The sequence below is a fragment of the Solwaraspora sp. WMMD937 genome, assembly GCF_029581175.1.
Taxonomy (GTDB): Bacteria; Actinomycetota; Actinomycetes; order Mycobacteriales; family Micromonosporaceae; genus Micromonospora_E.
Map to the genome: position 1 here is coordinate 1,045,106 of NZ_CP120738.1, position 15,153 is coordinate 1,060,258.

The window sequence follows — 15,153 nt, forward strand, 5'->3', positions numbered from 1 at the left end:
CGCTAGAAGAGGGCGTCGGGGCGGGGGAACAGAGCGTCGTCGAAGGCAGGGAGCAGCGGCTCCGGCTCCTGTGGCTTTCGCGGTTGCGGGACCGACTTGGTCGACTTGCGTGGTGTGCGGCGTGCGCCGGAGTGCAGGCCCTTGCGGTTTTCTTCGTCGTAGCGCTTGTGGTTGAGCTCCAGCAAGCGGTCAAGGATCTCAACCTGCACCGTTGGGTCGATCGTATAGCGGGTGCCCTGCCGCGTCTCGTGGAAGCCGTGGTTGAGCCACAGCTTGGACCAGCCGTACGCCTCGGCAACCGCCTCGTCGATCTCGACGTGGATTTGCCGCAACCGCCGAACGTCCGCGCTGGTCACCCCTTCGTCGTGGACCAGGTTGTAGAGCTTCGTCAGCCCCAACCCCCGCCCCAACATCACCGACCGCCGGTACGAGTCCAGCTCCTCGCCAACCCGATCCATCCGTTCCGTCAACTCCGGCTGCGGATACGTCTCGAAGCAGTCGGAAGGCGTGTATTGCAGGTCCGACTTAAGAGTGGCCGAGTATCTCCAGGCCCACTCCACATGAATATCCGAACTCAAAAGGGTCAGCAGACCCGGACGATCGGATGCAAATACGACGATCTTTTCGTTTAGAACTTGATCCGTGGTGACCAGCGCAGGACGTCCCGTCCGACTGACACGTGCGATGGCGAGGACGCGGTCGAATCCTTCGATGGCCGCCTGCATGGCTGGTCTTTTCTCGGCGTACTGCCACCAGTACTTACGGTAGACAGCGCGGTTGTTGGTTTCGCGGAATGGTTTGACTTCGCGTTCGACGATGGCGAAGCAGTCTGGGTACTGCTGGGCACGTTCGATGGGCCAGTCGTGGAAGTTGATGACCCAGCGGGTCGCCGAGCAGTCCGGACTGGTGTTCAGGTCTTCACCGTTGAGGTAAGGGAAGAGGACATCCTTGTTACGCGGGTCCTTGGCGATCAGCGCCTGTGCCTGATCCGGCTCCAGCAGAAATCCTTTGCCCAGGATGTTCGAGCCCTGGAACGACTGGCCGGCGTTGGCGGCGAGGCGGTGCGGGTTGCCGGTCACTCGGGACTCGGCGTCGAGCGACGGAGTGATGCCCCGCACCTTGCGGCCGTCGAGGATGCGCTCCTCACCGCTGCCGGCGTGCCCCACCCAGAGCAGCGACACCTCCAGCGAGGCGGTGCCCGGCCACGGCTGCGACTTGTTCGCCCGGTAGATCGTCCAACCCATGTCGATTGCCTGGTCCAGGCCGACCTCGCGGGTGTCGCCCTGGGCGATCGTGTTCGTGGCGATCAGCCCGACCCGGCCCTTCCCGGTCACCGCCAGTTTGCGCAGCAGGAAGTACGAGCACAGGTCGGCACTGCCACGTCGACCCCGGCCGACCCGCTCCACCAGATACTCGCGAAGGTCGACGCCGATCGACCCGGTCAGCCGCTGCCCGCCTACGAACGGTGGGTTGGCGATGACGGCATCGAAGCCGGCGCGGTTGATGACTTCGGGGAACTCCAACGGCCAGTGCAGGGGGCGGATCGGGGCGGTTCGGCTGCCGCGCAGCCAGCCGCTGATCGTGTCGGTCAACTGCCGGGTCTGCTCCGCCGACGCCTGGTCGTGCAGCACCGCGTACACCTGATCGCTGATCGCCGACAGCCGGTCGTCGTACCTGTACTCGGGATCGTCGTCGGGGTCGTCGGCCGGATCCCACGGGCGGCGCTGTGCCCGTACGGCGGTGGACAGCGCCGCGCCCACGACGGCGTCGGCGGCCAGCCGCAGCCCGTCCCCCATCTGCTCGATCAGGCCCAGCTTCGCCGCCTTGTCGGCGGCGTCGCGGGTGTCCTGCACCACGGTCGCCTCGATCTGCTCCCGCAGCTCGGTCATCTCGGCGACCAGTTCGTGCAGCCGGTCGGTGACCGAGCCGTAGAGCCGGGCGTGCAGCGAACGGCCCTGCTCCGGGTCCAGGTGGAAGGCGGTCAGCTGGTCCAGCGAGGTGATGCCGACCAGCGAGTCACCACAGCGCAGCGCATGGTCGAGGAAGCCGAACGGTCGCCCCTTGGCCAGGGTGACCAGCCACAGCGACAGCTTCGCCAACTCGACGGCCATGTCGTCGCGGTCCACCCCGTACAGGCAGCGGGCGGCGACCATCCGGCGGGCAACCAGCCGCAGATCCTCCTCGGTGCGCCCGTCGGCCGGCAGGTCGGCCAGCTCGGCCGGCAGCTTGTCGCGCTGCCAGGCCCGCACCACCACCTCGGCCAGGTAGCGGCAGGCGGCCACCAGGAACGCGCCGGAACCCATCGCCGGGTCCAGCACCTTCAGGCGCAGCAGCTCCTCCGCGCTCTTCGCCCGCCACACGCCTTCCTCGGCGACGCCCTGCGCCGGGCCGGGCGCGAAGCACAGCGGCGCCAGGGTGTGCCGGACGACCTCCTCGGCCAGCTCCTTCGGCGTGTAGTGGGTGCCGGTGGCGCGCCGGTCGCCGACCTGGGTGAACAGCACCGACCCGGCCGGGAAGACCGTCGGCAGGCCGCGCAGGTCGGTGCGGAGCAGCCCCCAGTACGGGCGGGCCCGCTCGGCCAGGTCGGCGTTGTTGTCGCAGGCGGCGTGCAGCGCCGCCACCTCGTCCGGCCGGGGTGTGCGGGCCAGCGCCCTGCCTACCTGGCCGGCGGTCAGCCCGCAGCGTTTCACCAGCCAGTCGCGGAACTCCGGCTCACCGAGCGCGGCCCGCTCGACCAGCTCGGTCAGCGGCAGCTCCGGCTCCAGTTTGCCGACCAGCCCGACGTGCGGCTGATCCACCCGCAGGCAGGAGAAGTCGAGCAGTCCTTCGTAGACGTGGCCGATCTGCTCCACCCCGAGGCTGGAGTAGCTGAGCTGCTCGGCGGCCTTGCCCCGGTGGCGCAGCACCAGCAGTGCGTCCAGGATCTCCAGGATCACCCGGTCGGTGACCGCCGCCCGGTGCAGCCAGCCGAACCGGGCCGGGTCGAACAGCGACCCGCCGTGCGCCGGGATCATCAGGTCCGGGTGGGTGCAGCCGCCGTGCACCGCCGCGAACAGGGCCAGCAGCCGGGGCCAGGCCGCCGCCCGCCGGTCGGTCACCTCCTCGCTGTGCAGGTCCCGCGCCAGGCTCAGCTGGGCGTGCAGCGTGGTCGCCGCGTACGCCTCCTGGTAGAGCGGGTCACCGAGCGGCAGCAGCCGCTGCTCCTCGGCGTACAGCAGGAAGACCAGCCGCATCAGCACCGTCAGCGCGCCCCGGTAGATCTCCCGGTCGGCGACGTCGCGCAGCAGTTCCCCGCCGGATTCGCGGTCCAGCCGGGCCAGCTCGCCGACGAACAGCTCCACCGCCCGGCGGACCTGGTCACCGAGGGTGGTGGTGACCTGGGTGAGGGCGTCGGCGCTGCGGACGAACAACCCGGCGAGGCTGGTCGACGCGGTGCCGTCCGGGTTGGCGGCCGGCGGCAGCACCCGGGTCGCCGCCAGCAGGGTGGCGAACGCCCGCAGCAGCAGCGGCTCCTCCAACCACAGGTCGGCGTCGAAGACGGCGACTCCGGTGGCGGTGCCGGGGCGGGCGTGCACCAGCGCCCAGTGCTGGCCGTTGGTGAGCAGCGCCACCGGGGTGCGGGTGTCGCGGCACAGCTGTGCGGCCTGCTCGGTGGGTGCCGGCCGGTCGCCGTCGGGCCTGGTCAGCGGGGTGTCAGCCGGCAGGTGGTAGACGTGCAGCCGGGCGGCCCGGCCGCCGCCGGGCTCCGGCCCGTACATGATCCAGTCGGGTCGACGGCGACGCCGGTCGGCGCCGGCGAGGATCTCCGACGGCAGCGCGGTGCCGTCGCCACGGGCGCTGGCCGGGTAGCGCAGCAGCTCGGTCAGGATCAGCTCCACCCAGGCCGGGGCGAGCAGGTCCGGCGGGGCGTCGAGGATCTCACCCCAGCCTTGGCGGATCCGCTGGCGGACCTCGTCGGGCACGGTGTCCAGGCCGTCGGGCAGGGCGACGGTCAGCACCGGCACGGTCAGGAACGGCCCGTCCGTGCCGAGCAGGCCGAGCCATTCGGCGTGCTGCTCGTCGGCACGTTGCGGAGCCGGCCGGTACGGGCGACGGCCGGCAGTGACTGCGGTGGCGGTGCTTCGGGTGGACGGCATCAGCGGGCACCTCGGGCGATCCAGGCGGGCACCAGGCAGGTGACGGCGGCGGGGAACCAGCGGGCGGTCGGGTCGGCGTAGCGGCGGCGCAGCGCGTCGGTCTCCCGCTGCCGCTGCGCCGGGATGTCGCGCAGCCGGTTCCGCAGGGCGTCCCGGTCGGCGTGCAGTTGTTCGCGTTCCAGCTCGAACAGCGACGGCTGTTCCCAGGACGGCGTGTCGTCGAGGCGGGCCCGGATGTTGGCCGCCAGCTCGTCGAGCACCGCCCCGATCGCGGTGACCTCCTCGGCGCAGCGCTGCTCCAGCAGGCTGTACAGGCTGCGTTTGCGCTGGTCGGCGCGGACGGCGAGGGCCCGGCTGAGCGGCTCGGACAGCGTCGGCCACAGCTCGACGAGCTGGCCCAGCATCGGCTCCGCCGGTGTCTCGTCGGTGGCGGCGGCGAGTAGCGCGTCCAGCTCCTCCTGGCGGGCGCGGGTCAGTTTGCCGGCGACGATCGGCCCGCCCGCGGTGATGATCTCCTCGTGCAGTCGGGTGCCTTCCGTGCCGGTGATCACCACCCGGCCGTGGGCGATCAGCGCCGGGCTGCGCAGCAGGTCGCCGGGGACGATCCGGGCGGTGACCCGGTGCAGCCGCTTCCCGGTGCCGGTCCGCGACCACAGTTCGGCGCGCAGCAGCCGCAGGCACATGCCGACCAGCCGGTGCCCGAGGTGCAGCAGCACCACGTCGGTGCGGCCCTTCGCGGCGTCCGGGTCGAAGGTGACCGGCCTTTCCCGGCCGGTGACCGGATGCAGCAGCCCGTCGGTGCGGGCCGTCGCCCACGCGCCCGGCAGCTCCGGCAGCCGGAACCAGGTGCCGGTGGCGTCCGCCGGGGTCGGGGCCGCGATCAGGTCGCGGCGGTGCGCCAGCCGCAGCGCCGTGCGGACCACCCGCTCCACCGTGGCCGGGGTCAGGTTCAGCTGGGTACGGCTGGCATGCAGCTTCTCGGTGAGCCGCTGCAGTTCACGGGCCAGGTCACGCTCGTACCGTAGCCGGGCACGGCTGGCCCGCCGGCCGATCTCGGCGTCGGTGGCCCGCCAGTCCGTACGCTTGCCGGTCATTTTCTGCTCGACCTGGGTGGCGATGACCTCACCGGCGCTGCCCAGGTCGGTGCGGATCGCCTCGACCTTCTCCACAGCCAGCCGCAGGAACGCCAGCTCGTCCTCAAGGGACCCGTCGGTGTAGTCGGCGTGCTGCCAGCCGGCCGGGACGAAGTGCAGCACCTGCACCTCGGCGGCCCGTTGACCGTGCCGGTCGATGCGGCCGTTGCGCTGCTCCAGCCGGTTGGGGTTCCACGGGATCTCCCAGTGCAGCAGCCGGTGGCAGTGGCGCTGCAGGTTGATGCCTTCGCTGGCGGCGTCGGTGGCCAGCAGCACCCGTACCGGGTCCAGGGCCGGGTCCTCGGTGAACACGTTCTTGACGTGTTCGCGGTCCTGCGGGTCCTGGCCGCCGAACAGCAACGCGATCCGTTCCGCCGGGTAGCCGGCGGTGACCAGCCGTTCGTGCAGCCAGCGTTGGGTGTCGCGGTACTCGGTGAAGATGATGACCCGTTCGTCGGACCAGTCGCCGCCCGGCCGCACGATCGGGTCCAGCCAGGCCCGCAGCGCGGTGACCTTGGCGTCCGGCTGGTGCTGCGCCGACCGGGCCCAGGTCCGCAGCTCGGTGAGCAGCGCCTTCTCCTCGGTGGACAGCGGCGGCGCCCAGCGGCGTACGGCGGTCAGGGCGTCGGTTTCGACCTCGCCGTACGCCTCGTCGTCCTCGGCGGTCTCGTCGAGCCGGTCGATCGCCGGCCGCAGCACCTTGTCGGCCTTGTCCCGGACGGGTGTGGGGTTGCCGGACCCGCCCGGGGTGCGGGCGGACATCGTGGCCAGGTGGGTGTCGACGGTTTCGGCGAACGCCTTCGGTGACGAGAAGAGCCGGCGTTTGAGCAGCGTGGTGACGAAGTCGGCGGCGAGCTGCCCGGCCCGGTCAGCGGCGGCGGCGCGGCGGCTGGCGGCGTAGCGGGACAGCAGCTCGTGGGCGTGCCGTTCGGCGGCCGGGTAGTCGACCTCAAGGTAGTCGAGGCGGCGCGCCGGGAACCGTGGGCTGCCGTCCCACCTCGGCGGCAGGTCGCTCTTGAGCCGGCGGACCATCACCCGGGCCAGCTGCTCGTCGGTCGGTTTCACGCCTCGGGCGAAGCGCTGGTCGTCGAGCAGCTCCAGCAGCGCGGTGAACGACTCCAGGTAGCCGTTGTGCGGGGTCGCCGACAGGAACAGCCGGTGCTCGCAGTGCGGGGCGAGGATCCGGATCGCCCTGGTCCGCTGGGAGTCGGTGGCGTAGCGGCCCCGGCCGGCCGGCGCGCAGGTGTGGATCTCGTCGACCACGAGCAGGTCGATGGCGCGCGGGTAGCGGGGGGCGGTCGGCAGCACCTCGCGGAGCAGCCGCAGCGGGCGGTCGCGTTTGAGCCAGTCGATGCTGACGATCAACCGGGGGTAGTGGGTCCACGGGTTCGCGTACAGGCCTCGGCTGCGTCGCAGGTCACGCAGCAGTGCGCTGTCGACGATGCGGAATTCGAGGCCGAACTTGTCGCGCATTTCGTCGCGCCACTGCCGGGTCAGTCCGGCCGGGCAGACGATCACCATCGTCCGGGCCCGGTGCCGCAACATCAACTCCTGCATGACCAGGCCGGATTCGATTGTCTTACCCAGACCGACATCATCGGCGATCAATAAGTTGGTCCGTGGCATCGCCAACGCCCGCACCACCGGGTCAAGCTGGTAGTCCTCGATTTCCACGCCGGACCGGAACGGGGCCTGCAACGCCGTACGGTCGGCGGAGGCAATCGCGCCCCAACGGACCGCGTCGAGGAATGCGTCCAGTTGGGCCGGGTCGTCGAACCCGTCACCCGGACCGGGCAGGACGGTGGAGTCGTGCACCGCCCGACCGGGCTCCAACTCCCAGACCACCCGCAACTCCTCGTCGCGGGCGTCGTCCTCGACGCTGATCAGCTGCACCAGGTGCGGCGCCTGCCCGGTGAACACCTGCGGGTCGGCGCTGGCGACCTCGCCGCGGACCACCTGTGCCGCCACCCACCTGCGGTTTCGCACCGTCACCAGTTGGCCTTCGGCGGGCGCCGCCGACTGGTCCGTCAGGGTTGGGACAGCAGATCCACCACGCTGACCATCGTCGATAGTTTGGTGCGAGATGTCCGAACGGCCCATTCCATACGTACGTGCCTCCACTCTGCACCTTTCGTCGTTCTCCGCGCTCGGAACTGTTGCGTAGCATGGGCTCTCCGCGAACGCAGGCGTGCAGGCTAGTGCAATTCGTCCACACAGTCGACAGGGGTTACGACAGTGGCCAAGCTCGGAATCGCCAAGGACTTCCTGGCCGACTATGCCAAGCTGCAGAAACCCGTCCAGAAATCGGTTTCCGCCGTGATCGACAAGTTCGCGGCACACACCCACGCCGGCATCCACCTGGAGAAACTCGCCAACGCCAAGGACTCCCGCATCCGCACCATCCGGATCACCCAGTTCTACCGGGGCGTCGTGCTCGCCCCGACCAGCGGCGACGAGTTCCTGCTGCTCACCGTCCTGCCCCATGACGACGCCATCGAGTACGCCACCAGCCGGCGGTTCACCGTCAACCAGGCCCTCGGCGTCCTCGAGGTCCGCAACCAGCAGGCCCTCGACAGCATCGAGCCAGCCCTGCAGCAGGCCGCCAGGGCCAATCCGAGCATGCTGTTCAGCCGGGTCAACGACGCCGACCTGATCCGACTCGGCGTCGACGCCGACATCCTCCCCCTGGTCCGGCTGCTCACCACCGAAGCGCACCTGGAAGCCCTGGCGAACCTGCTACCCGCCGCCCAGTACGACGCACTCACCGGCCTCGCCGCCGGATACACCCCGGAGCAGGTCTGGGACGAGGTCAGCGCACACCTGCCGACCAGCGCACCCGCCGAGCCGGTCGACCCGGACGACCTGGCCGCCGCCGCCGCCCGCACCCCGGACCGCTTCCACCTGGTCTCCGGCCCCGCCGAGCTGGCCAGCATCCTCGCCCACCCGTTCGACGCCTGGCGGGTCTTCCTGCACCCGACCCAACGGGAGATCGCCCACCGCCCGTCGTACGCCGGACCAGCGCTGGTCACCGGCGGTGCCGGCACCGGCAAGACGGTGACCGCCCTGCACCGGGCGGTGTTCCTCGCCACCCGGATCACCGGCGGCCCGGACCGGCTGCTGCTGACCACCTTCACCCGCAACCTCGCCGACGCCCTCGACCGGCAACTCGGCCTGCTCACCGACGATGCGCCGATACGGGACCGGATCGACGTGCTGAACGTCGACCGGCTCGCCTACCGGATCGTCACCGAAACCCTCGGCCGCCAACCGGTCATCGCCGACGCCAGGACCGTCACCCGACCGCTGTGGGAACAGGCCGCCGACGCCACCGGCGGGCAGCACAGCGCCACCTTCCTGCAACGCGAATGGGAACAGGTGATCCTGGCCCAGGGCATCACCGAGCCGGCCGGCTACCTCGCCGCCCGCCGGCACGGCCGGGGCGCACCGCTGCGCGCCGACCAGCGGCTCGCCGTCTGGGAAGCGATCCGGCAGGTCACCGACGCGCTGCGGCAACAGGACCAGCACACCCACCTGCAGCTGGCCGACCAGGCGGCGAAGATCCTCGCCGAACGGCCGGACCGCCCGTACCGGCACGTCATCGTCGACGAAGGCCAGGACCTGCACCCGGCGCAGTGGCGACTGCTGCGGGCCGCCGTCGCCGCCGGCCCCGACGACCTGTTCATCGTCGCCGACCCGCACCAGCGCATCTACGACAACCACGTGTCGCTGGGCAGCCTCGGCGTCGGGATCCGGGGGCGCAGCCGGAAACTGACCATCAACTACCGCACCACCCAGGAGATCCTCGCCTGGTCGGTGCGGCTGCTCACCGGGGTCGACCCGACCGGACTCGACGACCAGCCGGACAACCTGACCGGCTACCGCTCGCCGATGCACGGCCGGCGGCCACGGATCGCCGGGCACCCCGACCGCGACGCCGAGCACGACCAGCTCGTCGACCAGGTACGCCGCTGGATCGACGACGGAGTCGAACCGCACGCGATCGCCGTCGCCGCACGCAACGGCCACCTGGCCCGCGCCGCCCGCGACCGGCTCGGCACCGCCGGCATCCCGGTCAGCACCCCCACCGCCAGCAAGACCAACGCGGTACGGGTCGGCACCATGCACGCGATGAAAGGGCTCGAGTTCCGCTGCGTCGCGGCGATCGGCGTCGACGCCGACACCATGCCGGCCCGATCGACGATCACCGCAGCCGACGACGACCCCACCGCGCACCGGCACGACCTGCAACGGGAACGCTGCCTGCTCTTCGTCGCCTGCACCCGCGCCCGGGACTCGCTCTACGTCTCCTACGCCGGTGCGCCCAGCCCGTTCCTCGACGCCCGGCCCGCCCACTGACCAACCCCTTGAACCCTCCGCCACACAGCCCTGCTCAACGGACTCACGGTGGGGACCGCCCGTCGAGCCCGCCTCAACACTCGGCCGTCGAGGCGGGCTCGACGCAGACAGAGAGCCGGTGCGGGAAGTCGATCGAGCGAACGCCCCCGGTCGACCGGTAGGTCACCGTGACGGGTGGGGCCTCCCACAGGCCGGGCCGGACGGCCGTGATCTTGAATACGGCCGAGTAGCGTTCCCGGCTGGCATCGCTCGGCAGCAGCTTGGCCGAAGCCGGGTCGACGGCGGTCAGATCAGGTGCGAAAACGGGTGGGAACCGGTCGGTGAAGCCGACGCCGTCGGCCTGGTCCGGCGCCAGCGCCACCAGGCCGACCCGGTCCACGCTGACGACCGTCGAATCACCTGCCGCCATCTCGACGGAGATCAGCTGGACCGGAGAGCCTGTCACGTTCCGGAAGACGACCAGGCCGTCGTAGCGGCTCTGGCTGACCTCCAGCTGTGAGCTGTGCTGGCTGCCGCGACCGGCCCATTCGAGGGCGGCACCTCGATGGTCGTCGTCGGCCAGGCCTGCGGACGACGACTGCCTGGGCGCCCCGGTATCCGGGTCGTCCGAGCCGCCGGTGCACCCGACGACGCCGAACGCCAGGACCACAGCGAGGCCCAGGGCGGTAGGCAGCCTACCCACGTCTCCCCACGTCACCCCTTGTTAACACCCGCCCTGCGGGTTCGGATACCACCAGGCCGTCGCCGGGTAGTCGTCCCGCTTCCAGCAGTAGTAGTTCGAACTGTGTGACGCGAGTGGGGCGTACGCCACCGCGTCAGCCGACGTGGTCACCGTGCAGTTGGTGTTGAGCCGATGCTTCCTGAAGCCGAACAGCCGGCCTTCTTTCGTCCGTACCAGGCGGGACGTCACCCCCGACGACAGCGGGATCGAATGGCTCCAGCTGGTCGTGTGGCTCGAACCGACGGTGAGGTCGACGCCGAAGGTGGTCTCAGCCGACGCGACGAGCGCACCGGCCGAGACCGAAAAGCTCGCCGACGTGGTGACCGAGATGTCGATCGTGCCGCTACCGGTGAAGTCGATGGACCCGGGACCGGTCTGCCAGTCGCTCGCGGTGTCGGTGGAGATCCAGACCTTCTGTGGCGACCAGACCTCGTAGGTCTCCTCGATCGGGCAGGCCTGGGGGACCATGTCGGCGGCCCGCACCGGAGCGACCGCGAGCAACGACAGCGCCGTGCCGGCCGCCACGACCACGGCGGCCCGTACCCCGCTCGGCAGGCACCCCCGCCCCATCAACAACAATGATCGGGACATATCGATACGGTAGGCGGGCCAGTCCACGGATCACAAGGCGGACCCGGGCAGCACGGTGCAAGATCTCCGACAGACACCTCGGCACTCAGGTCAGGCCGGGGGTCAGCAGGCCGCTCTCGTACGCGAGGATGACCAACTGGGCGCGGTCGTGCGCGTACAGCTTGGTCATGATCCGGTTGACGTGGGTCTTCGCCGTGTGCGGCGAGATCACCAGGTCCCGGGCGATCTGCTGGTTCGACCGGCCGCGGGCGACCAGCAGCAGCACCTCGCGTTCCCGGTCGGTCAACTGGTCGAGCGCCTCGCTGGCCGGATTCGGCCGGCCCACCGTGGCCGGAGCGGGACCTGGCAGCACGTACCGCTCGATGAGGCTGCGGGTCGCGGCCGGCGACAGCAGCGCCTCACCGGCGTGCACCGCGCGGACCGCCCGGACGATCTCCTCCGGCTCCGCACCCTTGCCGATGAAGCCGCTGGCACCGGCCCGCAGCGCCGCCACCAGGTACTCGTCCTCCTCGAACGTGGTGAGGATCAGCACCCGGGTGCCGGCCAGCGCCGGGTCGGCGCAGATGGCCGCCGTCGCGCCGATGCCGTCGAGTTGCGGCATCCGGATGTCCATCAGTACGACGTCAGGACGCAGCGACCCGGCGAGCCCGACGGCCTGCGTACCGTTGACGGCTTCGCCGACGACGCTGATCTCGTCGTGGTCATTCAGGATGTCGGTCACGGCCTGCCGGATCAGTGGCTGGTCGTCGACGACGAGCACGCTGGTCACCGGGGATCCTCCTTGGGCAGCGGCAGGGTGGCGACGAGCCGGTAGCCGCCCGGGGACAGGCCCGTTTCGACGACGCCGCGGACCGAGGCGACCCGTTCCCGCAGGCCGACCAGTCCGTGCCCGCTACTGGGCACGGGCACGGGCACCTCGGGCCGGTCGTCGGAAGACCGACCGGACACCGGGTTCGTGACCACCACGCGGATCCGATCAGCGTCGACCTCGATCAGGACGTGGGCGCGGTGCTCGGCGCCGTGCTTGTGGGCGTTGGTGAGACCTTCCTGGACGACCCGGTATGCGACCACGTCGACCGCGCCGCCGACCACCGACAGGTCCCCTTCGGTACGCAGCGAAACGTTGAGGCCGGCCCCGGTGAATCCCGCGACCAGCTGGTCGAGCCGGTGCAGACCCGGCTGCGGGGCGGTCGCCGCCCCGTTGACCGGGTCGTCGTCCTCAGTCCGCAGCACCCGCAGCAGGTCGCCGATCTCGGTGAGCACGGTCCGGGCCGCGCCCCGGATGGCGCCGAGGGCCTGCTGGGCCCGGTCAGGGCGGGTCTGCAGCGCCGACGAGGCCACCCCGGCGTTGAGGCTGATCACCGAGATCTGGTGGGCGACGACGTCGTGCAGGTCACGGGCGATTCGCAGCCGCTCCTCGGTCACCCGTCGACGGGCCTCCGATTCGCGGGTCTGTTCGGCGCGTTCGGCGCGTTCGATGATGGCCAGCAGGTACTCCCGCCGGGACCGGGTGGCGTCGCCGGCGGCGGCCGCGAACGCGATCGTCACGGAGAACTGGAGTGCCCGTGGATCGGCCACGCTCTGGATCGCCGCCAGCAGACTCAGCACAGCCGTGGCCACGACGGCGACGCTTGTCACGGCGAACGTCGTGCGCCGGTCCATCCGGTTCGCGACGTGGAACACAGCGGCCGACGACGCGATCACGACGCCCGGAGCGAGCGTGCCGGCGGAGGCCGCGACGCCGTAGATCGCCACGCAGCCGGCGAGTACCGGGACCGGCCAGCGCCGCCGGGCCGGCAGCAGTACGGCCGGCACTATCACCAGAGCGGTCACGGCGGGCCCGTTCGACCGGAAAACCGGCACATCGTACGGGAGGAAAGCCGCCGGAACGATGAGACCGGCGACGATCAGGTCGCCGGCCCACGCCGGCACGCGTGAGCGGCGGTATCTCGGTCCCCGAACTCCGCCGGCCGGGCTCGTCATGGCCCCAGTGTGCCGGTCGCCGTGGCGAGTGGAGTCACCCTGCCGCGGCAATCCGCCTACCACGTACGCGGTACGTGGGTGCCCGCAGCAGGGTGACGCGGCGGGCCCTGACCACCGGCAACGATGGAGACACCCACAGAAACGTGGCCTGATCCGGAATTGAGGAGTCCTGTGGAGAGCCCCATCATTTCGGCCGTCGACGTACGCAGAACGTACGGTCGCGGCGCGAGTAGTTTTGACGCGCTGAAGGGAGTGAACTTCGACATCCGGGAGGGCGAGAGTGTCGCCATCCTCGGCAAGAGCGGGTCGGGCAAGTCGACCCTCATGCACATTCTCGCGCTGCTGGACGCACCGACGTCGGGCTCGATCATGCTCGGCGGCGTCGATACCCGTACGCTGCGGGGCAGCCGGCTCAACGAGACCCGCAACAAGACCTTCGGGTTCGTCTTCCAGCAGTTCTTCCTCACCCCGAACATCTCGGTGCTCGACAACGTCATGCTTCCGATGAAGATCGCCGGCGTGGGGCGCACCGAGCGCAGACGGCGCGGCATGTCCGCCTTGGAGCAACTGGAGCTGGTTGACAAGGCGAAGAACAAGGCTGCGAATCTTTCCGGCGGGCAGAAACAACGCGTGGTGATCGCGCGGGCGCTGGTGAACAATCCGCGGATCATCTTCGCCGACGAACCCACCGGCAACCTCGACTCCGCGACCGGCTCGGTGGTGGAGGACATCCTCTTCGGCCTCAACCGCCAGCACGGCATCACCTTGATCGTCGTCACCCACGACGAGGAGCTAGCGGCGCGCTGCGACCGCCGCATCCTTGTCCGGGACGGTCAGCTGGTCAGCGACTCGACGGCGGTGCCGGCATGAAGATCTCCGACCTGGTCGGTTCGGCCACCGCGAACACCTTCCGGTCCAAGACCCGTACGCTGCTGACGATCCTGGCGATCTTCATCGGCGCGTTCACCCTGACCCTGACCAGTGGGCTGGGCACCGGCATCAACGCGTACATCGACGACACGGTGACCGCGATCGGCGCCTCTGACGTCATGACGGTCGTGAAGACCGCAGAGCAGGGCGACGGGTTCGGTGCCACCGACACCGGACCGGCCGAGTACGACCCGGACACGGTGTCGAGTGGGCGGCCCGGCCCACCCGGGCAGACGGTCGTCGCCCTCACCCCGGCCGATCTGGACACCCTGGCCGGGATCGACGGGGTGCTCGACGTCGCGCCGACCAGGTCGATCAGCGCCGACTACATCCAGGTCGGCGACGGCACGCGCTACGTCGTCGACGTCGGCGGGCTGGTCGCCGGGCAGCAGACGCCGCTGGCGGTCGGGGCCGAGCCGGACAACTCGTCCGCCCAGCCGCAGCTCGCACTCCCGACGTCGTACGTCGAACCCCTCGGCTTCGCCGACGAGGCGGCTGCGCTCGGCGAGACCGTCTCGATCGCGGTCACCGACGCCGAGCGCACCCGGCAGGTGATCGAGGCGACGATCGTCGGGGTGGCCGAGGAGACCCTGGCGACCCCGGCCGGAGCCAGCATCGTGCCCAACGACGCGCTGACCGACGCGCTGTTCGACGCGCAGACCACCGGCCTGCCCGCCGCCGAGGCGCAGCGGTACGCCCAGGCGAGCATCTGGTTCGACCCCGCCGCCACCGACGAGCAGATCGACGCGCTGAAGGATCGACTGGCCGACGCCGGCTACACCGGGAGCACGGTCGCCGACCAACTCGGGGCGTTCCGGACCGTCATCGACGGCATCGTCTGGGTGCTCAACGCCTTCGCGGTGATCGCGCTGCTGGCGGCGAGCTTCGGGATCGTCAACACCCTGTTCATGTCGGTGCAGGAGCGCACCCGCGAGATCGGCTTGATGAAGGCGATGGGCATGGGCTCCGGCAAGGTGTTCGGCCTGTTCAGCCTGGAGGCCACGGTCATCGGTTTCCTTGGCAGCGCGATCGGTGCGGTGCTGGCGATCGTGGCCGGTACGGCGATCAGCGGCGTACTGGCCGACGGCTTCCTGTCGGATCTGCCAGGGCTCACGCTGATCGCCTTCGAGCCGGCCTCCATCGCGATGATCGTCATGCTGGTGATGGCGATCGCGTTCCTGGCCGGCACGCTGCCGGCGTCGCGAGCGGCCCGGGCCGATCCGGTCGAGTCGCTGCGCTACGAGTAGGCAGCGGCCGGCTGCTGGTTGGCCGGCATGCACCACGTGCCTGGCGGGATCCGTTC

At 70.6% G+C, this 15,153-nt stretch carries 9 protein-coding genes; 3 read left to right on the forward strand and 6 right to left on the reverse strand.

Annotated features, from left to right (window positions below; translation table 11 throughout):
- Positions 1-2: 2 nt before the first annotated feature.
- Together O7621_RS04635 and drmD are read right to left on the reverse strand one after the other, a co-directional pair.
- Complete coding sequence (locus O7621_RS04635; protein ID WP_282232889.1) at positions 3-4,136, reverse strand: DNA methyltransferase; 4,134 nt, start codon at positions 4,134-4,136, stop codon at positions 3-5.
- Positions 4,136-7,369: a DISARM system SNF2-like helicase DrmD gene (drmD, locus tag O7621_RS04640; RefSeq protein ID WP_282234453.1), complete on the reverse strand. Its 3,234-nt coding sequence runs from the start codon at positions 7,367-7,369 to the stop codon at positions 4,136-4,138. Before drmD ends, O7621_RS04635 begins: the two co-directional genes overlap by 1 nt.
- 135 nt (positions 7,370-7,504) lie before the next feature.
- Here drmD and O7621_RS04645 point away from each other — a divergent pair, with 135 nt between their 5' ends.
- A complete protein-coding gene (locus tag O7621_RS04645) occupies positions 7,505-9,625 on the forward strand; it encodes a UvrD-helicase domain-containing protein (RefSeq protein WP_282232890.1) in 2,121 nt (706 codons plus the stop codon).
- Positions 9,626-9,698: 73 nt separating this feature from the next.
- Here O7621_RS04645 and O7621_RS04650 read toward each other — a convergent pair whose 3' ends face one another.
- From O7621_RS04650 to O7621_RS04665, 4 genes are all read right to left on the reverse strand, one after another.
- Complete coding sequence (locus O7621_RS04650; protein WP_282232891.1) at positions 9,699-10,307, reverse strand: hypothetical protein; 609 nt, start codon at positions 10,305-10,307, stop codon at positions 9,699-9,701.
- A 21-nt stretch (positions 10,308-10,328) separates the two neighbouring features.
- Positions 10,329-10,937 carry a hypothetical protein gene (locus tag O7621_RS04655; protein ID WP_282232892.1) on the reverse strand — a complete coding sequence of 203 codons (609 nt, stop codon included), beginning with the start codon at positions 10,935-10,937 and terminating at the stop codon, positions 10,329-10,331.
- Positions 10,938-11,022: 85 nt separating this feature from the next.
- Positions 11,023-11,706, reverse strand: coding sequence for a response regulator transcription factor (locus O7621_RS04660; RefSeq protein ID WP_282232893.1), 684 nt, complete (start codon positions 11,704-11,706; stop codon positions 11,023-11,025).
- Positions 11,703-12,770: a histidine kinase gene (locus O7621_RS04665; protein ID WP_282232894.1), complete on the reverse strand. Its 1,068-nt coding sequence runs from the start codon at positions 12,768-12,770 to the stop codon at positions 11,703-11,705. Before O7621_RS04665 ends, O7621_RS04660 begins: the two co-directional genes overlap by 4 nt.
- Before the next feature lie 321 nt (positions 12,771-13,091).
- Here O7621_RS04665 and O7621_RS04670 point away from each other — a divergent pair, with 321 nt between their 5' ends.
- Positions 13,092-13,790 carry an ABC transporter ATP-binding protein gene (locus tag O7621_RS04670; protein WP_282232895.1) on the forward strand — a complete coding sequence of 233 codons (699 nt, stop codon included), beginning with the start codon at positions 13,092-13,094 and terminating at the stop codon, positions 13,788-13,790.
- On the forward strand, positions 13,787-15,097 hold the full coding sequence (locus O7621_RS04675) for an ABC transporter permease (protein WP_282232896.1): 1,311 nt from the start codon (positions 13,787-13,789) through the stop codon (positions 15,095-15,097). The genes O7621_RS04670 and O7621_RS04675 overlap by 4 nt, the downstream gene beginning before the upstream one ends.
- The last annotated feature ends 56 nt before the right edge of the window (positions 15,098-15,153 follow it).

Coding starts and splice junctions, on each gene's coding strand:
- O7621_RS04635 (WP_282232889.1), bottom strand. CDS start 4,136: ATGCCGTCCACCCGAAGCACCGCCACCGCAGTCACTGCCGGCCGTCGC.
- drmD (WP_282234453.1), bottom strand. CDS start 7,369: ATGGGCCGTTCGGACATCTCGCACCAAACTATCGACGATGGTCAGCGT.
- O7621_RS04655 (WP_282232892.1), bottom strand. CDS start 10,937: ATGTCCCGATCATTGTTGTTGATGGGGCGGGGGTGCCTGCCGAGCGGG.
- O7621_RS04675 (WP_282232896.1), top strand. CDS start 13,787: ATGAAGATCTCCGACCTGGTCGGTTCGGCCACCGCGAACACCTTCCGG.